Genomic DNA, 20,770 nt, shown 5'->3' on the forward strand with positions numbered 1-20,770 from the left:
CAGTTTTTGTTTTAGTTCCCAATCGTCTCATTATTACTCACTTTCGCGGGTTTCGGGCTCTTCGTCGAAAATTTGGTACTTACGCATTTTCTCCCACAGCACCTTGCGGCTGATGCCGAGATAGAGCGCCGTATCCTGACGCCGCCAGCTGTTGGCGTCGAGCGCGGCGATCACGCGGTTGCGCTCGGCCATGTCCCATTTGCTGCGGTCCACGAGCACCTCGGCTGCGCTTTCCGCCGGCACGGGCTGGCTGCTGCGCGCGAGCGCGAGGAGCCGCTGCAGGCGCGCGGCGTCCCATGCGCCGATCTGGCGCACCGTCACGCCGATCCGTTCGGCGAGGTTGCGCAGCTCGCGCACGTTGCCGGGAAAATACGTATCGGCGACGGCGTCCGCCAGCCAGTACGGCAAATCCGGCAGGCCGGCGAGGCGCTCGGCGCCCACCACCTGGGCGATGAAGGCCTTGAAGATCGCGATCTTGTCGACTGCGCCCCGCTCTTCCAGCGACGGAATCTTCAGCTCGATCACCGCGAGCCGGTAGTACAGATCCGCGCGAAAGCTGCCGTCCTTGACCAGCTGCGGCAGATGCTTGTTGGTCGCCGCAACGAGCCGGAAGTCGAGCTTGACGGGGGTCGCCGAGCCGATGCGCGTGACCGCGCTGTCCTCCAGCACGCGCAGCAGCTTGACTTGCTGGTAAAGCGGCAGATCGCCGATTTCGTCGAGAAAGAGCGTGCCGCCGTCGGCCTGCTCGAAGTAGCCCTTGTGCGCGACGACCGCGCCGGTAAACGAGCCCTTCGAGTGGCCGAAAAAGAGCGACTCGAACAGGCCGTCGGGAATTGCGCCGCAATTCACCGCGACGAACGGCCCCTTGCCGTAGCGGCTATGTTTCTCGTGCAGCAGTTGCGCGATGCGCTCCTTGCCCACGCCGGTCTCGCCGTGCACGAGCACGCTCGTGTCGCAGTCGGCGAATGTATCGACTTCGTGCAGCAGCGCCTGCATGCACTCCGAGTTGGCGATCATGGCGTCGGACTCGTGCGTCTTCGCACTGTGCGCGCGCATCTGCAGCACGAGCTTCGTGACCATGCCGCGCAGCTCGGCGCAGGTGAAGTCGAGCGGCAGGATGTGCGAGTACTCGGCCGGATACATGGAGGGATCGTGGTCGCGCGGCGCGGCGCCGACCCAGACCACCGGAATGCCGTGCGCAGCCTGCCAGTCGCGCAGAATGAACGCGCCGCTGTCGATCACCGACACGCTGATGATCGCGAGCGAAGGCCGCAGCGCCGTCCGCTCGGGCGAAATCGCGATGTCGTCGGCACGGATCACTTCGACGTCGAAGCTCGCCATGCAGCGCGCGACCCGGTCGACGATGTCGGCCTTGCCCTCCCAGACGTAAATATCGAGTTCCTCGATTTTGGTGGTGGTTCTCATGGTCGCCGAATCAATAAACCAGTTGTGCCTGACCGCAGGCAAGTCCGAGGTCGTGAACCGTGCTCACGCCGAGCTGCACACCGAGCAGTTGCAGCAGCGGAACGAGCAGCAGGTCGAGCGAATTCAGTACGGGCGCGAGCAGCCCGGCAAGCGCGCTCAGCAGCGGAGCAGCGAGCACGGTAATGTCGACGCCGAGCGCCGTGGCGTGCATCGAACTCCCGAGGCTGCCCGCGAGCTGGCCGAGTAGCCCACTGGTCGCGGAGCCGAGCGCGTTGGTGTTCGTGCTCTGATAGTCGTCGCTGTCGCCCGTCACGTTGTTAAAGCGCAGCACGCTCGGCGCGGCCTTCATGCTGAGATTCCAGCCGTTCGAGGGGGAGCTGGTTCCGAGCGTGACGTTTATCACGCCGAGGCTCAGCAGCGGCACGCTCACCGACGTCAACGAGGCGGGCTTCGTGCAGGTGGTGGCCGTCGTCGTGTTGGTGAAATTGCTGGACGCGTCGCCGCCCGCGCACAGCGACACCAGATCTGGCGTCACCGAAATCCAGCTGTAGCTCGTGGACTTCTGCGTCGAGCATTGCGTGGCCTGCAAGCCGGCGGTACCGTCGGCGACTTCGAGATAAATCGGCAGATTGAGAAGGCTCACGTTGACGAGCGAAGGAAATCCCGACCCGAGCCCCACATTGACGTTGACCAGCTGCACGTTCAGATAAAGCTGCACCGAAGCCGAATGCGCGCTCGTGCGGTAGCTGCCGTCCGGATAGGTGCCGGCCTCGCCCACGGCGATCACGGGCGGCCTCAGAATCCGCGCCTCGGCCGTCACGTTGGCGAGCGGGCTCAGGTTAAGCGCGGTCCCGAGGTTCACCGCCGCGTTGCCATGCGCGATTTCCGCGGCGATCATGAGCGCGTCGAGCGCATTGATGCTGGCTGTGGCCGCCGCTTCCGGATTGGCGAGGCCGACCGCCAGCAATCCGCTCGTGCCCGCCGTGTCGCCGAGATTGATCTTGGTCGAGCCCGTCGACGCGCTCGCAATCGTGTTCAGTCCGCTGATCACGCTCGCGCTCGCCACATTGCCCTGACCGAGCGCGGTCGCCATCGCGGTTGCGAGTTGCGCGACCGTTACCTGCGCCTGCAGCAACTGCGACATCGAGGCGACGCCCAAGGCGGCGGCGAGATCCGACAGCTTGACCTGCGCGGTGGCGAGCCCCTGATAAGACGCGACGTCGAGATTGACATTGCTGCCGAGCAGCCCGTTCAACAGCCCGTTGAGCAGCCCGCCGGAAAGGGTCACCACCGACGTGCTCAGCGAGAACGAGCGAATGTTGGTGGCCTGCGCGACGGCGCTTGCGCTCAGCTCGCGCGTCTGGCCGATGAGGAACAGGAACGGCACCGGCCGGCTGACCACCACCTGCACGGCGTTGAGCGGCGTGCCCGTGGCGGCGAAGTACGACTGGCCCGCATTGGCCGACGGGTCCCATCGGCCGCAAGTCGTCTGGACCGCGCCGTCGCCTGGCAGGCCGTTGGCGGTCGCATTGAGCTGGGCGGAGCTGGCGGCCGCTGCACAGCCGCCCGCACTGCCGATCAGCTGAACGCCGGCAGCGGCGGCGAGATCGGCGGTGCGCTGCAAATCGCGGCGCGCGTAATAGAAGTGGCCGATATCGACCGCGCCGAGCGCGATGACCGCGAGGCTCACCCACACTGCCGCAAGCAGGGCAATCGCGCCGCGCTGCCTGCGCGCGACGATGCCGCCCGCGCGGCGCTGCAGGCACAGCGAGCGAGGCGGGCGCGAATGGCACCAATGGCGCGAATGGCACCCATAGTGCGAAGAGCGGCGCGCGGGATCGCGTGAGCGCATATCAGTTCTGCGGCAAGCTGCCCGTGAGGCCGCCGCCCTGGCCGCTGCCGCTGCCCTGGTTCAGCGCGGAGCCGTACAGATCGGGAATGCGCGATTTGAACGACTGCATGTAGCGCCGATAGGCGAGCCCCGCCTCTTCTCCGAGCATCGGCTGCGCGGCCGCGGCTTGCGCGTTGCTGCGCTGAAGCTCGAGCCATGCCGCGGTCGAATGCCCGACCTCGCTGCGTTGAACAGCCTCGCCCGCTCCTGCCGACTGCGCGCCCGCGTGCGCAGCCGCGCATGCCGCCAGCGCAAGCATCACCACACGCGCTGCGAGCCGCCACGGCATCTGGTTTCTTTCGTTCGTTTTCACGCTACCTCCGCGGCCTCGCCGCCAGTTATTGTGCGAACCGTTGCAAGAGACGCGGCGCCGGTTCCATCGTGTTCTGCGTGCTCGCGACGGTCCCCGCGGGCGCGGCCATCCGGCTCTGCGGACCCGGCAGGCCCGTCGCGCCGGAACGCGCGCCGCTGCGCCCGGCGGCGGCCACTTTCGCCGCGTCGCTGCGGATTGCCGCGCGCACGTCGAGTGCGAGCTTCTGCTGGTTCATCAGCGCCTGCGCCTCGGCGGGCTGCCCGTTCGCGAGCAGAAAAAGCGCGATATTGCTCACGATCTTCGGATTGGCCGAATCGAGTTCGGCGGCCTTCATCAACGGCACGCGCGCCCCGGCGACGTCGCCCGCACGCAGGCGCGCGTAGCCGAGGTCGGACAGCACCGTCGCATCGGTCGGCGCGAGCTGCGCGGCTTGTTGCAGCTCGCTCGCGGCGAACCCGAAGTCGCCCTGCGCGCCCGCAATCAGCCCGAGCCCGCGATGCGCACGCGCCGCCAGCGGCGTCGGCAGCAACTGCCGGTAGGCGGACGCGCTCGCCTCGGGCTGCCCGGTCATGCGCAGCGCGTCCGCGCGCAGCAGGATCGAATCCGGCGTGGCGCCGTACAGTTTTTCGTACGCGTCGATATGCGCGAGCGAGGCGAAGTAAAGCCCCTGCGACTGCATCCGGTCGATGAGCCCCAGATACATGCCCGGTGTGTCGGGCGCCGGATCGCGATTGGCCTGCTGGAGCAAGGCCTGGCGCTCCGCCTGCGGGCCGACGCCGTAGCCGGACTGCTGCGACGCGCAGGCACCGAGTAAGACGAACGCGCAGGCAGCGCAAGCGCCCTGTGCCGCACGTCGCGATGAATATTTGTGAATCCTGATCAATGCCATGGCTCTTTCCTTACCGATGCATCGCCTTCAGCGAGTGCGACACCGACAACACGCCCGGCCCGGCGGTGACGATCATCAGCGCGGGGAGCAGTGTCAGGATCATCACGCCGGTCATTTTCACCGCCATCCGGCCGATGCGTTCGCGCAGCATCGCACGGCGCGTTTCGCGCAGCCGGTCGCCGAACTGCTTGAGCGGTTCCTGCACCGCGCCGCCGTGCCGATCCACCTGGATCAGCAGGCGCACGACCGCGCGCAGGTCCTCGTTTTCGAAACTCGACGCGAGTCGCGACAGCGACTGCTCGCGCGTGCGTCCGGCGGCGAACTGACGCTGCGCAATGTCGAGTTCGCTCGACAGCACCGGCAAGACGCCGCGAAAATCGTTGACCATCACCTGAAGGCTTTGATCGAGCGACAGCCCGACGCCCTGCAAAAGCCGCAACAGGTCGACGAGCATCGGCAGTTCGTCGACGACCGCGCCGCGGCGCGCCGCCGCGCGCCGGCGCAACACGACCTTCGGCGCCATCACGCCGCACACGAAGGCGACGATCACGACGAGCACATAGCGCGGACCTTCGACGTGCGCGTGCCCGAGCGCGCCGGCGACGAGCGGCAGTACGATCGCGCCAGCCACGCGGGCGATCAGGAACAATCCGCGCGCGCGGGCGTCGACGAAACCGCATTGTTCGAGCAGCCGCCGGTCCTCCTCCGCCACCACCTGGCGGCCCACCGACGTGTCGAGCCAGCGAATGCCGGCGTCGGCGCATCGTTCGAGAAAGCTTTTCATGCCGGGCGCGCCTGCGACGCCGGCCGCATTCGAGGCGCCTCGCGCATGCGGTCCACTCGCGGCACTTGCCGCACGGAACGCGCTTGCCGCGCCGGCCGGGTGCGCCCCATGGGGTGACGCATGCGCCGCCGTGCTGCCGTGAACGCCGCGCGCATTCGCAGCCACCGCGCTATGCAGCGCGCGCTCGTCGAGCGCCTGGGCCAAGGTGCGCGCGCTGCGGCGGGCGGCGGCAAGGCGCGCGGTCAGCAGGCCGGCGAGCAGCAGAAAGCCCGTGGCGGCGCACACGAGCGCAAGCGCGAAGAGTTCGGTCGGCTGCATCGTCAGGCCTTCAACCGGGCAAGCCGGTACAGCAGATACGCGCCCGTCAGTTGCAATGCGAACGCGATATAGAGAATCTGGCGACCGCCTGGATCGAACCACATGGCGCCGAAATAACGCGGGTTCGTCAGAATCAGAAAGCCGCCTATGCCGACTGGCAACATGCCGAGTACCCACGACGACAACCGCGTTTCAGACGACATCGCCACAAGCTCGCGTTCGGCGTGCTCCAGATCGCGCATGAACGACGACATGCGGTCGAGCATCACGTCGGCGCGGCCGCCATACTTGACTGAGAGCCGCAGCACCGCGCCCACCAGTTCGAGCTCGCGCGCGCCGTACAGCACGGCGACGTGAGACAGCGCGCGGTCGATTTCGACGCCCGACCTCAGCATTCGCGAGACATGGTCGAGGCATTCGCGCAGCGGCGCCTCGGTGATTTGCAGCGAGGCCTGGAACGCGGCGGGCACGCTGTTGCCGAGCGTGATGAGACGCACGATACCGTCGAGAAACGACGGCAGTTGCCGCACGATCGCCTGACGGCGCCGGCTCGCGCGCATCGACGTCACGAAGTAGAGAAATACCGCGCAGCCGCACAGCGTCACACCGGCGGCGAGCACGCCGCCCTGGCTCGCGGCCACGAGACACAAGACGGCCACAATGGCCGCGACGGCGACGATCGTCCCGCGCGCGTTACGCAGTCCGGCGCGGTTGAGCATCGCGCCGCACGCGTAGCGCGCGCGTGCGCCGAGATAACGCAGATACGCGTACCAGCCCGCGTCGGCGGCCGGCGCTTGCGGCGCGAGCGCGACAGCGGGCGCGGCGCGGCGCGCGGACGCCGATGCCGCTCCAAAGGCTGCACCGGTGGACGCAGCGGAAGCCACGGCGGCGCGCGGCGCGCCGCTTGCGCCGGTCGCACTCATTGCGCCGGCTGGGCCGCCCGCGTTCGCCGTGAATGCCCCTCCCGCCGCAGCCCCGCTCGAACCACCCACCGCGGCCGTCGGCGCAGCGCTCTGTGCGGCGCTCATGCGGCTGTCGATAAAACGCTCGGCGCTCACCTGCTCCTTGCGCTGCGCGCCGCGCTGCAGGATGAAGAGCGCGAGCGCCGCGCACAGCAGCGCGAGCGCGGCAACGATCAACGCTGCGCTAGACATTGAACCCGCCGCCAAAGCCACCGCCGCCGCCGAAACCGCCGCCGCCCATGAAGCCGCCACTGCCGCCCAGCCCGCCGCCGAAACCTGCATCGCCCGCACCGACCGCGCCGCCGAGCGGCTGACGGAAGCGCGCGAGCTTCGGCGAATGCGGATGAATGCCGAGCGACACCCATTGATCGAGCTCGTCCCCGTCCGCCGACAGCACCGGCTCGTAGCGGTAAAGCTCCTGTGTCGCGATGATGTTGTCGGACAGGCCAGTTACTTCGGTGACCGACAGGATGCGGCGGCGGCCGTTCGAGAGCCGCCCGATCTGCACGATGAAGTCGATCGCGTTGGCGATCTGCCGGCGCAGGCTCGACTCGGTGCCCTGGAAGCCCGCGAATCCGGCCAGCATTTCGAGCCGGTACAAACACTCGCGCGGCGAGCTTGCGTGGACCGTGCCCATCGAGCCGTCGTGGCCCGTGTTCATCGCCTGCAGCATTTCGAGCACTTCGCCGCCGCGCACTTCGCCGACGATAATGCGGTCCGGCCGCATGCGCAAAGTATTGCGCAGCAGGTCGCGAATCGTCACCACGCCCGCGCCGTCGAAGCCGCCCGGACGGCTTTCGAGCCGCACCACATGCGGATGGTTCAGCGACAGCTCGGCCGTGTCCTCGATCGTCACGACGCGCTCCGGCTCGGGAATATGGAACGCGAGCGCATTGAGCAGCGAAGTCTTGCCCGAGCTCGTTCCGCCCGACACCAGCACGTTGCAGCGCGCCTGTACGGCGGCTTCCAGCAGTGCGCCGATCTCCGGGCTGTAGGTGCCGTTGCCGAGCAGATCGTCGGGGCGCAGCGGGTCCTTGCGGAATTTGCGGATGGACACGATCGGACCATCGATGGACAGCGGCTCGATCACCACGTTGACGCGTCCGCCGTTGGGCAGGCGCGCATCGACCATCGGATTGGATTCGTCCAGACGCCGGCCGATCGGCGCGAGAATGCGCCTCACGATACGCAGCAGGTGCGCGTTGTCGGCGAAACGCACCGGTATCTTCGTGAGAATGCCGTGGCGCGACACGTACACGTCGTTGTAGCCGTTGATCAGAATGTCCTCGACCGCCGGGTCGTTCAGCAGATCCTCGATCGGGCCGAAGCCCGCGAGTTCCTTGGTCAGCGCATCGGCGATCGCGCGCACCTCCACCTCGTTGATCGGAATGCGCCGCAGCCGCACGAAGCTGTCCATTTCCAGATCGACGAACTGATTGATCGCGTTGCGCGACCAGCGGCCGAACTCCGAACCGAGTTCCTCGATGCGCGTGAGCAGATGTTCGTGCGCGGCGTTCTTGATGTCCTGGAACTGCTGCGTGTGCGCGAACGACGGCGCGTTGTCGGCGAATTCGATTTCTTTTGCCATCGTCTATGACCGTCTGGAGGAAGTGGGGATGAAGCGCCTGAGCGCGTCCAATGCCGATGTGCGGCGCGGCGGCGCGCTTGCGTGCGCCGGGCCCGCGAGCCGCTCGATCAGCGGTTCGAGCGCGCGCACGTACGGGTCGCGCGCGGCGGCGTCGGCGAGCAGCAAACCCTGGTTCGCCGTCTGTCCGAGCGCCACGCGCCGGTCCGGCAAACTGGCGACGAGCGGCAGGTCGACGCGCTCGGCGATCTGCGCGGCGCCGAGGCCGAGATCTGCGTCGAACCTGTTCACGATCAGCCGGACGTTGGCCGTGTCCGCGCCCGCCTCGCGCAAGGCTTCCAGCACGCCGACCGCCGACACGATCGACGCCACGCCCTGATCGCAGACGAGCCACGCTTCGTCGGAGGCCCGCACGACGTGCGCGATGAACTCCATGTTCGAGAAGCCGCCGAGATCGACGATCTGCTGGTCGAAAAAGGCGCGCAGCCGGTTCAGCAAACCGATGGACGACGAATACGAGATCTCGCGCATGTCGGCAAGATTGGGCGGCAGTGTGGTGAACGCGAGCCCGCTCGCGTGATGCGACAGCGCCGTGTGCACGAAAGTCTGGTCGAAGCGCCGCAAATTTCGCACGGCTTCGACGAAATGAAAGTCGCTGCGCGTATTCAGCATGAGGAGGCCGTCGCCGGCCGGCAAGCCGAGATCGAGCAAGGCCGCCTGCCTGCCCTGCTGCGCGTCGCGCCTTTGCAGCATCACCGCCAGATTGGTCGCGAGCGTGCTCACGCCCATGCCGACGCGCGCGCCGATAAGCGCGGTCACGCGGCCATGGCGGCTCACCGGCTCGACGAGATTGTCGAGCACCTGTTGCGTGATGCGCAGCGCGTCGGCCGCGGGCGCCGACAGGTCGATGAAGTCGCGCACGCCCGCGCGCAAGGCGGCGAGCGCGCTTTCGGGCTCGGCGAGCGAACCGGTCGCGACGATCTGTAGGCCCGGATAGTGCGCGCGCACCGCGCTCGTCGCCGCACTCGCTGCCGCGCCGCGGCCGCCCGAAAAATCGACGAAGACGAGCGACGGGTTGAGCGTGCCGATGCGTTGCGTGAGCATCGACGGATCGAGGGTGACCGCTTCGACCGCACCCGCGGCGAGCAACGTCTCCGAAAGCCAGTGCACGTGTTCGTCGTCGAGCGACGCGAACACGAAATAGTCGGCGACGGTCCGGTCAGTCAATGAGTGCGTCCTTGCGTTCATCGTGCCCATCCTCTTGCGGCATCGGCGCGAACACGCTGGCCGTTGCGTCGCGCGCCGCGGCGTGGCTGCGAACGACGCGCGCCGCCCGCGCAGCTGCCATGCACACAACTGCACATACGCCTGCACATGCACATGCACACGCACACGCGCACGTGCACGCGCCTCGTTGCCGCCTGCCTGCGCGCGCTCATTTCGAAAAACCCGGCGCCGCGTCGCGCGCGGCCACGCCGCCCAGCAACGAGCGCCACACCGGTGCGTTGCGCTGCTCGGACTGCTCGCCCGGCGTGGCCGGCAAGGTCGCGCCTTTCGCGAGCGGCGACACCAGATGCGGCGTCACGATAATTACCAGCTCCTTGTCGTTCTGCTGATAGTTGAGCTGCTTGAAAAACGCGCCGATCACCGGCAGGTCGCCGAGCAGCGGCACCTTGGCCACGTTCGAGATGGTTTCGCGGTCGATCAGACCGCCGATCACGAAGCTCTCGCCATCGCCGAGTTCGACGGTGGTGTCGGTGCGGCGCGTGGTGATCGCGGGCACCGACACGCCGCTGATCGTCACCGCGTTCGCGAAGTCGAGCTGGCTCGCCTCGGGCGCGACCTTCAACGCGATGCGCTGCGGGCTCAGCACGGTCGGCGTGAGCGTGAGACCGACACCGTACGGCTTGTATTCGATCGACGTCGTGCCGAGACCCTGCGGAATCGGCACCGGAATCTCGCCGCCTGCCAGAAAGCTCGCGCTCTGACCGGACAGCGCGACGAGCGTTGGCTCGGCGAGAATCCGCGCGAGGTTGTTGCTTTCCATGAGGCTCAGGTCGGCGAACAGTCCGTGCGTGGCCGAGTTGAACACGAGGTTGAACGCCGACGAAATCGGCGCAACCGAGTTGAAGGTCGGCGTCGCGCCGTAGGTCGCCGAGCTGAGCGCCGACGGCGCGAACGAGCCGAACGTGAAACCGTTGTTCTGCTTGAGGATGTTGAGCCCCACCTGCTTGAGCACCGTGCGGCTGAACTCGACCACGCGCACGTCGACCTGGACGACCGAGCGTGTCGCAACCGTGGAGCTGTCGTAGATCTGGGTGCCGCTTTCGCCCCCGCTTGCGCCGCCATTCGCGGCGTTAGCGCCCGCCAAGGCCGAAGCGACTCCGGCTTTGCCGCCCGTGCCGCCGTTGGCCGCACTGCCGAGCGTCGCGCGCTGATGCGCCTCGATCCCGGCGGCCGCCACCGCACGCTGGTGGGCTTCCATGGTCGGCGCGCTGCCCGAAATCAGCGCCGTGTCGCCGAGCACCTTGACCGCCGGCGTGTCCGGCCCGAGCAAACTCTTCGCGGCCGGCGAGCTCACGTTGACGACATACGACAGCGGCGCGTCCTTGCCCTGCTCCCACAACATGACGTTGGTGCTGCCGGGCGACTTGCCGATCAGCAGCACGCCGCCCGTCCTGTCGCCGCGGATGACCAGCACATCCGCGACGCTCGGGTCGCCGATGGCCACGCGCCGCAGCGTGTGCCCGCTCGCAAGCGACTGCTGCGAGCCGACGACGATGTCGAGTGCCTGCGCCCCGCCCGCGGCAAAACCCGCCGGCGAAACCGCCATCGACGCGCCGCACAGCAACGCCGTCATTCCGTACTCGAAAATGCGTTTGTTCATCTTTTTATGGACGCGCGTGGCCGCACGCTCCCTCAAACCGCTATCGGGCGACCGTTTCGGCGCGCCCACCCCGTATCACTTCGATTGCGCCGCTCCCTGCCGTCCCCGCACGATTCACGACCCGCGTGACGGGCGGCGCGAGATGCGGCGCAAGCGGCACGCGCGGCGCGGCATTGCCGGCGCTTCCGACTCCGCCCGCACCACCCGACAGCGCGTCGAGCGAGACACCCGCCGCCGCGCGCGTCGAATCGCCGGGCGGCACGGCGCCACCCGCCGGCGTCGAGGCCTTCAGCACGCCGGGCAACGGCGCAAAGGCGCCGGCGTCGATTACTTCGGTGTCCTTGGGATTACGCAGCGCGAACACGAGTCGCCCGGAAGTCTCGGCGAGCGTCAGGCGGTCCACGTCGGCGACCGGCACGGCGAGCACCGCGGTGCGCACCATGCCGTTCGGATCGCCCGACGTGTCGCCGGCCGCCGTCGCGTTGCCGAACGCGAGCACGCGCAGCTTCGACATCAGAAGACGCGCCTGCGTGTGCTCGATCTCACCGCCGCTGCCCAGGTTGCCGTCGCGCTTCAGGGTGAAGAACACATCGACGAAATTGCCCGGCCGCAAGCGGTTGCCGACTGCATTCGATTCCTCGACGCGCACCGCCACCGCGCGCTCGCCCGGCTGGATCCGCTCCGCGAGTCCCGACGACAGTTGTTCTTCGAGCACCGGGGCCTCGGCGCCGATGTCGGCGGCCGGCACGCGCCCGGCGACAAGCGACGGGTCGGCGAAAGCGCCGTTCGGGTTGATCGGCAGCGGCTGTACGCGCAGCGCGTCGGCGGCGATCGGCTTGCCTGCCGGCAGCACGCGCGTCGCGACGACCACCGGAAACACCGTTTGCCTGACGGACGCGACGGGCGCGGGCGCCGGCCGGCGCAACAGCGTCACGGCAAAGAGGCCGAGCAACAGCGCAAGGCCGATGAGCGCGCCGGCGGCGATGCGGGTGAGCTTCAGCATGACGGGCCGCCCCGCGAATCGCATGCGGCGGCGCATCCGCGAGGCGCGGGTGAAAAAGCGCCGCTTGACGGCACAAAAGCGTGTGCGTAAGTCACAGTATGTTCACCGGATTGAGTTGCACCGTGGCGGTACTGGTCAGGTTGTCGGGCAGCACGAGGCCGAGCAAAGGCAGGTTCGGAATCAGCGGATGCGCCGCGTAGTCATAGGTCAGGGTCACTGCAAGGCAGGTCATGGCCGGCTGATAGCTGCACGCGGCGGGCACCGTCTGACATGCCGCGGTGCTGATCAATTGCGCGACCATGCTGGTTGCGGTGGTGCACGCGGCCGCGGCGCGCAGGTTGATCGCGGCGGTGACGTCGTTCGCTTTCTGATAGTTGAGCGCGGCGCGCGCGCCCTCCTCGCTTGCCAGCGTGAGGCTTTGCTGCGCGACGAAGATCAGACTGAAGGTCACGATCGCATAGAACACGCAGAAGAAGAGCGGGAACACGAGCGCGAACTCGATCGCAGTGGCGCCGCGCTGAGTGCGCCGGGCGCGCCGGAAAGGCCGGCTCTGTGCGTGAGGGCTCGTGTGCGGCTTGTTGCTCGCAGGTTGCCAAGGCGTGGTCATCGGGCGCCTCCGGCAAGGATCCGCGCGGCGATCTGTACGGCCAGCCAGATCAACAACGGCACGGTGAGACACGCGGCGAACGGCGTCGCGCGCCGGCCGGCAAGTTCGAAAGTCGGCGCCCGGCGTGCAAGCAAGGCGCCCACGCGCGTGCGCGTCGCGACGAGCACGCACAGCGCATGCAGCCCCGCGACGACGCTTGCCACCGCCCACAACCCGATCAGCGCGTGCATGCCGCACCACGCGCCGAGCACCGCGAATACCTTGACGTCCGCAGCACCCATCACGCCGAAGGCGAAGAACGGCAGCAGCGCGACAAGGCCGACGGCTGCGCCGGCGGCCGCCTGAGCCGCGGATAAGCCGAATGGACCCATGTCTAATAAGGCACACAAAAACGCCGCTATCAAACCCGTAATGACAAGTGCATTGGAAATACGCCGGCTGCGGTAATCGCTAATAGCGACACACGCACACCAGAGCATGAATAAAAGAAGTACGGTGGATACTTGCATATTGGACTCGACAGGCGCGTAAATTCACCCGGACCGCAATCGCAATCCGGGTGCGCCTATCAGGCAAAGGTCTCGACAGCAAATAAAACCGTAAGCCGGCAGATTAACAGCGCCTTACGCCTTACTCACCCAGACCCGCACCACTTCTATTTAATGGCAGGCAGAAGCGCAGCGACCGTCTGGAATGCGGTATTGAGCTGCGTACCGAGACCCTGCACGGTCGAGCCGATAACGACAACGATCAGGCCCGCGATCAGGCCATATTCGAGCGCTGTCACGCCCCGGTTATCTCTCAGGAAGCTTGCGGCGAACTTTTTCATTCCTACCCTCGATCTTTGATTTATTCGTCTTTCTATATATGCCGCCCCGGCGGCGACGTGCTGCGCGCGGCACCGCTGGTCTCCTTGCCGGTGCGGCCTGCTGCGTCGCAATGGCCTTCGGATTGCGGCCGGCCTCGCTAAAACGGATGCGTATGAGCTGTCTGTTCGATAACCCACCTCCTCGTGAATCCGCGCGACTTTCGCGTTTTATAGCCGAACAATCTTATTTAAGCAATTGTCCTTTGCCCGCGGACATGCCTGCCCGTCTGTTTGTTCTCATGCACATAGGTTAACGGTTGTTCGTGCGTTGCAGCACATAGTATTAACCATAACTTTGAATCGTTGCACTAATTATTTGTTTGAACCCGACGTTTCAAGCGGTGCCCCGCTCCGCGCGCGCTCGCGTTACGGCGAAACCCGTAACGGCGAGCAAGGGCCGTTACGTTACGCAGCCTGCGCCGATACGCCGCCGCGCATTTCTTTCGACCGGTTTCTGATTTAGCGTCTACTCCATCAAATTCAGCAACGCCTTATTCGATAAGGTCTTGCGGCACACATTCGAAAATCGTCGCTATTGCTCAGTCGAAATGGCATGGGTCCTGCAGAGATAGTCCGCAGCAGCACCACACAACACATGCGATGCGAGGGCGACATGCACATTCAAACGACCGACACCACGAGCACCACCCACACCACACACAACGGGAAGACGGCCAGCCTCACGTTGCGCACCACGCTGATCGCCGCGGGCGTGGCAGCGCTGCTTTCCCTCGGCGCCTGCGGAGGCTCGGGAAGTCTCAGCTCGGGCACCGGCAGCAAAGGCAGCGGCTCGGCAGGCGGCACGCTGTCGACGGCAAGCGGCAGCGGCTCAATGGGCTCGGCCGGCTCCGGCAGCAAGTCGAATACGGACACCACCAACACGAACACCAATCCGGATACGCACACGGACCCCGGCAGCGACCCGACCACGACTCCGGTCGCGAATGCGGTCGGCACGGTCGCGGGCAATACGGGCGGCGTGATCGGCGACGTCGGCTCGACGGTCTCGAGCGTCGGCACCACGATCGGCTCGCCGACGCTGCCGGGCGTGAGCCCGCAGACCACCCAGGCTGCGGGCGGTGTCGTGCAGCAAGTCGGCGCGGCGGTGTCGACGCTCGGCAGCGGCGTCACGCAGGGCCTCGGCCAGCTCGGCACGGGCGGCAATCCCGTCGGAACGACTGTGTCGAGCCTTGGCGGCGTCGTCGGGCATGTGGGCGGCGCGGTCGCGGATACGGGCAGCCTCGTGACGAGCCTCGGCAGCGGGCCGCTCGCCCCGTTGTCCGCGATCACGACGCCGCTCGGCGGCACCGTCACCACGGTCGGCGGCGTACTTTCCAACGGCGGCAGCATACTCGGCACGGCGCTTTCGACAGGCCCGGTTCAGCAGGTCACGCAGACACTGAGCACCGCGATCACGCCGATCACGTCGATGGTCGCATCGACCACGCAGACGGTCGGCGGCACAACAGGCCTCGGTGCGCCGGTCAACACGCTGCTGTCGACGCTCGGCGGCGGACTCGCGCAAGCCGGCACGCTGCTGGCTGCGACGGGCGGCAATCCTGTCACCACCGCACTCGGCCGCACCGTGACGGACACGGGCACGACGCTCGCCTCGGCTGGCGGGCTGGTGACGGGCGGCACCGGCGGCAATCCGCTCGCGCCGCTGGCGAGCGCGTTAGGCGGGCTGACGGGCGGCACGGGCAGTGGGCCGCTCGCGCCGGTGACGAGCGCGTTAGGCGGACTCGCGGGCGGCACGGGCAGTGGACCGCTCGCGCCGGTGACCGGCGTGCTGAGCGGCCTTAACGGCGGCACGGGCAGCGGGCCGCTCGCACCAGTGACGGCTGCGTTGGGCGGGCTGACGGGCGGTACCAGCGGCGGCTCCCTCGCCCCCGTCACCGGCGTGCTGTCGAGCGTGACGAGCGGACTCAGCGGCGCGGCGGGCGGCAGCAGCGGCCCGCTTGCGCCCGTCACGGGCTTGCTGTCGACGGTCACGGGCGCAATCGGCAGCGTGACGACGCCGACGGCCGCGCCAACCTCGGGCACCTCGGGCACCACCGGCGCCGCGCCGACCGGCGTGTCCCTCACAGGCAGCTCGGGCAACGCCACCACCAGCAATCCGCTCGCGCCTGTGACCTCGCTGGTCGGCGGCCTGCTCGGCGGATTGTCGAAGAAGTAAGCGCAACCGCGCGCGCCCCAGCGAACGCAAACGGAGCACGCGTCGTGACCCGATTCACGCGAGCCACGCAGATTCACGCGATGCCCCCCGCGACTGACAAACATCCGCGCAGGCCCGCCAGGCGACGCCCGCTGCAAGGTTCAAGGGCGGCCTTCAGGCCGGCTTCGAATGCGCGTTTCTTACGACTTTGAATACGGATTTGAATACGGCGCGCCGCCCCGCATGGAAAAGGCGGCGCTCTCCACCACAGCAAACACGATTGCCGGAAGGCATTGAGGAGCCCACATGTCCACACCCCGCCTGCTTGACCGCCATCCCGCCGCAACAGCCTTCATGTCGCTGCGCACGCCGCTGATCGCCGTCGCCGTCGCGGGCCTCGTCGCCGCGTGCGGCGGCAGCACCGTCAACTCCCCGCCGACATCGAGCACCGGTAGCGGCAGCGGCTCCGGATCGACCGGCAGCGGCGGCACCACGACGACCACGACAGGCAGCTCGGGCGCCGTGACCGGCGCCGCGAAGACCACCGGCGACCTCGGCTCGGTGATCGCCGCGCAGACGATTCCCGGCTTGAGCCCGCAGGTTACGCAAGGTCTCGGCAACGCCGTATCGGGCACCAGCAGCACGCTGAACTCGGTCGCCAATGCGCTCAGCAGCGGCCTCGGCCAGATCGGTACGACGCCGAATCCTGTCGGCACCACGGTCGCGGGACTCGGCTCGGTGGTCAGCTCGACGAGCGGCGTCGTACAAGGGTTCAGCACGGCCGTCGACGGCCTCGGCAGCGGCAATCTCGCGCCGCTGTCGCCGGTGACGACGCCGTTGGCCGGCGCGCTGTCGACCACCGCGTCCGCGCTCAACGCGGGCGGCGCGACGCTCGGCAACACACTTGGCTCCGCGCCGGTTCAACAGATCACGCAGCCGCTCAGCACCGCGATCACGCCGCTCGTGACGACTGCGGGTCTCGTCACCCAGGCGGTCGGCACGCAGACCGGCCTTGGCGCACCCGTCGGCGGGCTGCTCGCTCAGGTCGGCGGCGCGTTGAGTTCGGCGGGGACGCAGGTGGGCTCAGCGAGCGGCAATCCGGTAGGCGCCGATGCCGGCGCGCTCGTCGCTTCGCTCGGCAACACGGTGACGAACGCGGGCGGCCTCGTCAATCCAAACGGCCCGAACGGCGTGCTGCCGATTCCAGGACTGATCACAAGCCTCGTCGGCAGTACGACCTTCAGCGTGGCCAACGGTGCGCCGTCGAACAGCAACCCGCTCGGCCCGCTGCAAAGCACGCTCACCAGTGTCGGCCTCGGCGGCGATCCGCTGGGCTCGATCTCGACGCTGCTCGGCGGCACCCCGCTCGCCGCTGTCGGCTCGGGGCTAAGCAGCGCACCGCTCGGCTCGCTCATGTCGGCGGCCGGCGGTTCGGGCGGCGCAGCCGGGCCGCTTTCGCCGCTGCAATCGCTGACCGGCGCGCTGGCGGGCGCGGCGGGCGGTGCCGGCGGCTCGGGCGGCAGCGCACAGGCGCTCGCGCCAGTTACCGCGCTCGTCGGGCAACTGACGGGCACATTGAGCGGCGCCGCCGGCTCCGCTTCCTCGAGCGGTTCGACGAGCAGCAATCCGGCGAGCGGACTGACCACGTTGCTCGGCGGCCTTGTGCCGGCAAACCGTAAGTAGTCTTAATAAATGGTATCGATGCGGCGCGCATCGCACCTGGCGGCAACGATTCACTGCGCGCAGGCGATGCCATGCGCGCCGCGCGCTTGCCCGCTGCATTCAAGCTTCACGCAGGACATGACGTAATACATGACGGGACGGCACCCTCCGTCCGGCCATACATAAGCGGGCGCCGTCGGCGGCAAGGCCATGCCGCGTCACGACAGGCGCACGTAAAACAAGACGGCATACGAGGATAATCCGATGAAACTCGGGTACGGCAGCACATGGACCTTCGTGCTTGCGGCGTTCGTCGCGAGCGCAATAGAAGCGCCGGCGCACGCGCAATCGCGCCCGCCGGCAGTGGCCGGCGGCAATCCGTTGAGCGGGAACCCGTTGAGCGGGAACCCGTTGAGCGGCAATCCTCTCGGCGGCACACCGCTCGACTCGCTGCCGCAAATCAAGGCGCCCGACAAAGGCCCGAATGTGACAGTGCAGGTCGCGCCGCAAGCGCCTCAACTCCAGGAACTGCTGGCGCGTCATCTGACGCCGTCGCGCGTGCAGGTCGAAGGCGTCAAGTCCCTTCCCTTCGACGAAGTCGCCCAGCGCTTCACGCCGCTCGTCGGCAAGGACACGACCATCGGCGATCTGATCGAGGTCGCCAACGGCGTCACGAAGCTCTACCAGGAGCGCGGCTTCGCGCTGTCGTTTGCGTTCATTCCGGCGCAGACATTCGACGGCGGCGTCGTGCGCGTCACCGTGGTGGAAGGCTACGTGTCCGCCGTCAAGGTGACCGGCAAGGCCGGCGCGGCGGAGGACAAGATTCGCGCGATCGCCGATCACATCACAGCAGACCGGCCGCTGCGGCGCGCGACCTTCGAGCGCTACATCAACGTGCTGGGCCTCTTGCCCGGCGTGAAAGTCGCCGCGAATGTGCCGCCGCCGCAAAACACGGACGGCGCGACCACGCTCGAACTCAACGTCGAACGCAAACCCTTCGATGTCAGCACGGGCATCGACTTCAACCATCCCGGCGTGCAAGGCCTGCTGACGGCGACCGAGAATGGCCTGACCGCGCTCGGCGAGCAACTGAGCATCTCGGCGCTGCTGCCGAAAGGCCGCGACAACGTCACCTATCTCGCCGCGCATGCCACCGTGCCGATCGGCAGCAACGGTCTCATTTCGAAGCTCGACGCGTCGCACTATCGCGGCAATCCGGTCAACAATCCCGGCTTGCCGTCCTATGTCGAGCGCACGGTGATCAACGACAAAATCGGCGGCTCGCTGGCCTATCCGATTCTCTTGAGCAATACGCAAAGCGTGATCGGTACGGCGTCTGTCTATGCATCGCACGACGAAGACCGCTATCACAATCAGCCAACCGGCGCGCAGATCGGGCTGCGCTCGCAGGTGCGCGTGATGCAATTGCAGGCGGACTACACCAGCGTGCAAACCGGCCAGGTGCGTCGCGCGAGCCTGCACGTGGCCAAGGCGTTCGACATTCTCGGCGCGTCGAAATCGGGCGATTCGAACGTGCCTGGCGCGAGCGTCAATAATCCCGCTTCGATCAACTTCGTGCGCACGGGGGCCAGCTTTTCGCAAACCAACGAGTGGCCGTTCAAGATCGGTACGGCTATTTCGCTGACGGGGCAATACAGCCCGGTTTCGCTGCCGACCTCCGAGCAGATCGCCTTCGGCGCGCAGCGTTTCGCACAAGGGTACCAACCGGGCGAAGCGTCCGGCGATTCGGGCTGGGGCGCGATGTTCGAGATCAACCGCGTGTTCACGCCCGGCTTCACGTACTTGCGCACGTTCACGCCTTACATTTCCTTCGATATGGCGCGCGTCTATCTGCATGCGGGCACGCCGTCGCCGTCGCGGCTTGCGTCGATTGCGTTCGGCTTTCGCATCAGCGACGCGAAGTATTACAGCCTGGATCTGTCCGTGGCGAAGGCCGTCGGCGATGCCCCGGTGGAGAGCGCGTCGCGCAGCCCGCGGATCAATGCGACGTTCTCCTATCAGTTGAACTGAACGAGGTGAGCGGGAAGTGCCGCCACCCGATTAGAGGTTCCACTATCAAACGGCGGGCGCATTTTTTCGCGCACTTCACGTATTCTGCATCGATCACATGAAGCGGCCGTGCGAGAGCCGCGAACCGGACCCCGTGTGCGGCGCGCAAGGAGAACCCCAAGGCATCACGCGGCAACGCAAGGCAAACGCCTGACGCGCTGCCAATAACGCTGCGCGACCATGATCGCGCTGTCTTTTATCAAGGAGGAAGACAATGATGCAGTTCACCCAACGTGCCCGCGCCGCCGCGCTTCGTACAGCGAAACATGCCGCTCTTGCGGGCGTCCTGCTCGCGAGCGCCGTCAGCGCGATGGCGCAAGCTAACACGCCCGTGGGCACCTGGCAGACCATCGACGATCACACCGGCCAACCCAAGGCGCTCGTGCAGATCGCCCAGGACGGCAACGGCACGCTGAGCGGCAAGGTCATCAAGGGGCTCGGCCCGAATGACCAGCCGGATCGCCGCTGTACGGCCTGCACCGATGCGCGCAAGGATCAGCCGATTCTCGGCATGACCATCATTAACGACATGAAGCAGGACGGCGATGCCTGGGATCACGGGCAGATTCTCGACCCGGAAAACGGCAAGGTCTACAAGTGCAAGATGCACCTGGAAGACGGCGGGAACAAACTGGTTGTGCGTGGATATATTGGCGTGGCACTGCTCGGCCGCTCGCAAACGTGGGTCCGCCAGCAATGACGGATGCGCGTTAGCCGCACCGGTGAGCTTGCGAGCTCAACACGGAACGGCCGACGATACGATCGTGCGGCCGTTTTTCTACGCGCTGCCGCGTGATTCGCGTCCTCATGCGGCGTGTTTGAAAGGCGACGCGAAAGCAAACGGAGACGACGGCAGCGGCTTGGCCGGCGGCGGACTATAAACCGCGGGCGCCACCGGAGCGGCTGCCTTCTCCGCGGCAACGACACCCTTCTGTTCCGCGTTCAGATGCGTGCGCATGCGGGCTTCCATCATGGCGCAGAGTTCCTCGCTCGCGGCGCCGAAGAGCTGCTCCATGACGCGTTTCAACACGCCCGACTGGTACCATGCCTTGAACCGGCGATGACACGTTTGATACGACGGGTATTTACGTGGCATGGCTGACCACGTGGCGCCGCTGTACATCACCCACAGCACGCCGTTGAGCACGGAGCGCGTGTTGGCCAGCGGGCGGCCCCGCAATTCGGAGCGCGGGCGCAGTTCGGGCAGCAACGGCGCGATGCGTTGCCACTCTTCGTCATTGATGTCGCGGTAAGGGTTCATGGCTTCTCCTTTGTCAGATACCCGACAAAGATAGCCAGTCGCCTGAAACCAGAACATCGGAGCAATCCGAATCCTGAAAATGCGCCTGTC

18 protein-coding genes are annotated in these 20,770 nt (G+C 67.1%); 4 read left to right on the top strand and 14 right to left on the bottom strand.

From position 1 onward, the window contains the following. Positions 1-33: 33 nt before the first annotated feature. The 13 genes from HV711_RS24605 to HV711_RS24665 all read right to left on the bottom strand — a co-directional run bounded on the left by HV711_RS24605 (position 34) and on the right by HV711_RS24665 (position 13,493). Positions 34-1,425 (bottom strand): sigma 54-interacting transcriptional regulator, encoded by a 1,392-nt coding sequence (locus HV711_RS24605; RefSeq protein WP_013588081.1) that lies wholly within the window; start codon positions 1,423-1,425, stop codon positions 34-36. Between the two features lie 10 nt (positions 1,426-1,435). Then, a complete protein-coding gene (locus HV711_RS24610; RefSeq protein ID WP_035478600.1) occupies positions 1,436-3,277 on the bottom strand; it encodes a TadG family pilus assembly protein in 1,842 nt (613 codons plus the stop codon). Position 3,278: 1 nt separating this feature from the next. Then, the gene (locus HV711_RS24615) at positions 3,279-3,629 is read right to left on the bottom strand and encodes a DUF3613 domain-containing protein (RefSeq protein ID WP_013588079.1); all 351 of its coding nucleotides are present in this window, start codon (positions 3,627-3,629) and stop codon (positions 3,279-3,281) included. Positions 3,630-3,654: 25 nt separating this feature from the next. Then, complete coding sequence (locus HV711_RS24620) at positions 3,655-4,518, bottom strand: tetratricopeptide repeat protein (protein ID WP_035478598.1); 864 nt, start codon at positions 4,516-4,518, stop codon at positions 3,655-3,657. 10 nt (positions 4,519-4,528) lie between these two features. Next, positions 4,529-5,620: a type II secretion system F family protein gene (locus HV711_RS24625; RefSeq protein WP_035478596.1), complete on the bottom strand. Its 1,092-nt coding sequence runs from the start codon at positions 5,618-5,620 to the stop codon at positions 4,529-4,531. A 2-nt stretch (positions 5,621-5,622) separates the two neighbouring features. Further along, positions 5,623-6,774, bottom strand: coding sequence for a type II secretion system F family protein (locus HV711_RS24630; protein WP_035478593.1), 1,152 nt, complete (start codon positions 6,772-6,774; stop codon positions 5,623-5,625). Further along, positions 6,767-8,170, bottom strand: a complete 1,404-nt coding sequence (locus tag HV711_RS24635) for a TadA family conjugal transfer-associated ATPase (RefSeq protein WP_035478591.1) — start codon at positions 8,168-8,170, stop codon at positions 6,767-6,769. Before HV711_RS24635 ends, HV711_RS24630 begins: the two co-directional genes overlap by 8 nt. A gap of 3 nt (positions 8,171-8,173) precedes the next feature. Further along, entirely contained in the window at positions 8,174-9,415 is a 1,242-nt protein-coding gene (locus HV711_RS24640; protein WP_035478639.1) for a P-loop NTPase family protein, read from the bottom strand. A 187-nt stretch (positions 9,416-9,602) separates the two neighbouring features. Beyond that, on the bottom strand, positions 9,603-11,054 hold the full coding sequence (locus HV711_RS24645) for a type II and III secretion system protein family protein (RefSeq protein ID WP_028361095.1): 1,452 nt from the start codon (positions 11,052-11,054) through the stop codon (positions 9,603-9,605). 40 nt (positions 11,055-11,094) lie between these two features. Further along, complete coding sequence (cpaB, locus tag HV711_RS24650) at positions 11,095-12,057, bottom strand: Flp pilus assembly protein CpaB (RefSeq protein ID WP_035478637.1); 963 nt, start codon at positions 12,055-12,057, stop codon at positions 11,095-11,097. A 91-nt stretch (positions 12,058-12,148) separates the two neighbouring features. Next, a complete protein-coding gene (locus HV711_RS24655) occupies positions 12,149-12,664 on the bottom strand; it encodes a TadE/TadG family type IV pilus assembly protein (protein ID WP_035478589.1) in 516 nt (171 codons plus the stop codon). Continuing rightward, complete coding sequence (locus tag HV711_RS24660) at positions 12,661-13,143, bottom strand: A24 family peptidase (RefSeq protein WP_035478636.1); 483 nt, start codon at positions 13,141-13,143, stop codon at positions 12,661-12,663. The genes HV711_RS24655 and HV711_RS24660 overlap by 4 nt, the downstream gene beginning before the upstream one ends. Before the next feature lie 176 nt (positions 13,144-13,319). Continuing rightward, on the bottom strand, positions 13,320-13,493 hold the full coding sequence (locus HV711_RS24665) for a Flp family type IVb pilin (protein ID WP_013588069.1): 174 nt from the start codon (positions 13,491-13,493) through the stop codon (positions 13,320-13,322). Between the two features lie 652 nt (positions 13,494-14,145). Here HV711_RS24665 and HV711_RS24670 point away from each other — a divergent pair. From HV711_RS24670 to HV711_RS24685, 4 genes are all read left to right on the top strand, one after another. After that, entirely contained in the window at positions 14,146-15,708 is a 1,563-nt protein-coding gene (locus tag HV711_RS24670; RefSeq protein WP_035478586.1) for a collagen-like triple helix repeat-containing protein, read from the top strand. Between the two features lie 285 nt (positions 15,709-15,993). Beyond that, a complete protein-coding gene (locus HV711_RS24675) occupies positions 15,994-17,370 on the top strand; it encodes a collagen-like triple helix repeat-containing protein (RefSeq protein ID WP_035478584.1) in 1,377 nt (458 codons plus the stop codon). 243 nt (positions 17,371-17,613) lie between these two features. Beyond that, positions 17,614-19,380, top strand: coding sequence for a ShlB/FhaC/HecB family hemolysin secretion/activation protein (locus HV711_RS24680; protein WP_035478583.1), 1,767 nt, complete (start codon positions 17,614-17,616; stop codon positions 19,378-19,380). Between the two features lie 253 nt (positions 19,381-19,633). Further along, entirely contained in the window at positions 19,634-20,119 is a 486-nt protein-coding gene (locus HV711_RS24685) for a DUF2147 domain-containing protein (protein ID WP_013588065.1), read from the top strand. Between the two features lie 105 nt (positions 20,120-20,224). Here HV711_RS24685 and HV711_RS24690 read toward each other — a convergent pair whose 3' ends face one another. Beyond that, positions 20,225-20,680, bottom strand: coding sequence for a transposase (locus HV711_RS24690; RefSeq protein WP_035478581.1), 456 nt, complete (start codon positions 20,678-20,680; stop codon positions 20,225-20,227). Between the last annotated feature and the right edge of the window lie 90 nt (positions 20,681-20,770).

It is taken from the genome of Paraburkholderia phenoliruptrix (genome assembly GCF_902859825.1).
In the GTDB taxonomy this organism is placed as follows: Bacteria; Pseudomonadota; Gammaproteobacteria; order Burkholderiales; family Burkholderiaceae; genus Paraburkholderia; species Paraburkholderia phenoliruptrix.

What these genes read in the sequence shown, in the direction of transcription:
- HV711_RS24605 (WP_013588081.1), bottom strand. Translation starts at nt 1,425, where the DNA reads ATGAGAACCACCACCAAAATCGAGGAACTCGATATTTACGTCTGGGAG.
- HV711_RS24610 (WP_035478600.1), bottom strand. Translation starts at nt 3,277, where the DNA reads ATGCGCTCACGCGATCCCGCGCGCCGCTCTTCGCACTATGGGTGCCAT.
- HV711_RS24620 (WP_035478598.1), bottom strand. Translation starts at nt 4,518, where the DNA reads ATGGCATTGATCAGGATTCACAAATATTCATCGCGACGTGCGGCACAG.
- HV711_RS24625 (WP_035478596.1), bottom strand. Translation starts at nt 5,620, where the DNA reads ATGCAGCCGACCGAACTCTTCGCGCTTGCGCTCGTGTGCGCCGCCACG.
- HV711_RS24630 (WP_035478593.1), bottom strand. Translation starts at nt 6,774, where the DNA reads ATGTCTAGCGCAGCGTTGATCGTTGCCGCGCTCGCGCTGCTGTGCGCG.
- HV711_RS24635 (WP_035478591.1), bottom strand. Translation starts at nt 8,170, where the DNA reads ATGGCAAAAGAAATCGAATTCGCCGACAACGCGCCGTCGTTCGCGCAC.
- HV711_RS24640 (WP_035478639.1), bottom strand. Translation starts at nt 9,415, where the DNA reads ATGAACGCAAGGACGCACTCATTGACTGACCGGACCGTCGCCGACTAT.
- HV711_RS24645 (WP_028361095.1), bottom strand. Translation starts at nt 11,054, where the DNA reads ATGAACAAACGCATTTTCGAGTACGGAATGACGGCGTTGCTGTGCGGC.
- cpaB (WP_035478637.1), bottom strand. Translation starts at nt 12,057, where the DNA reads ATGCTGAAGCTCACCCGCATCGCCGCCGGCGCGCTCATCGGCCTTGCG.
- HV711_RS24655 (WP_035478589.1), bottom strand. Translation starts at nt 12,664, where the DNA reads ATGACCACGCCTTGGCAACCTGCGAGCAACAAGCCGCACACGAGCCCT.
- HV711_RS24660 (WP_035478636.1), bottom strand. Translation starts at nt 13,143, where the DNA reads ATGCTCTGGTGTGCGTGTGTCGCTATTAGCGATTACCGCAGCCGGCGT.
- HV711_RS24665 (WP_013588069.1), bottom strand. Translation starts at nt 13,493, where the DNA reads ATGAAAAAGTTCGCCGCAAGCTTCCTGAGAGATAACCGGGGCGTGACA.
- HV711_RS24670 (WP_035478586.1), top strand. Translation starts at nt 14,146, where the DNA reads ATGCACATTCAAACGACCGACACCACGAGCACCACCCACACCACACAC.
- HV711_RS24675 (WP_035478584.1), top strand. Translation starts at nt 15,994, where the DNA reads ATGTCCACACCCCGCCTGCTTGACCGCCATCCCGCCGCAACAGCCTTC.
- HV711_RS24680 (WP_035478583.1), top strand. Translation starts at nt 17,614, where the DNA reads ATGAAACTCGGGTACGGCAGCACATGGACCTTCGTGCTTGCGGCGTTC.
- HV711_RS24685 (WP_013588065.1), top strand. Translation starts at nt 19,634, where the DNA reads ATGATGCAGTTCACCCAACGTGCCCGCGCCGCCGCGCTTCGTACAGCG.
- HV711_RS24690 (WP_035478581.1), bottom strand. Translation starts at nt 20,680, where the DNA reads ATGAACCCTTACCGCGACATCAATGACGAAGAGTGGCAACGCATCGCG.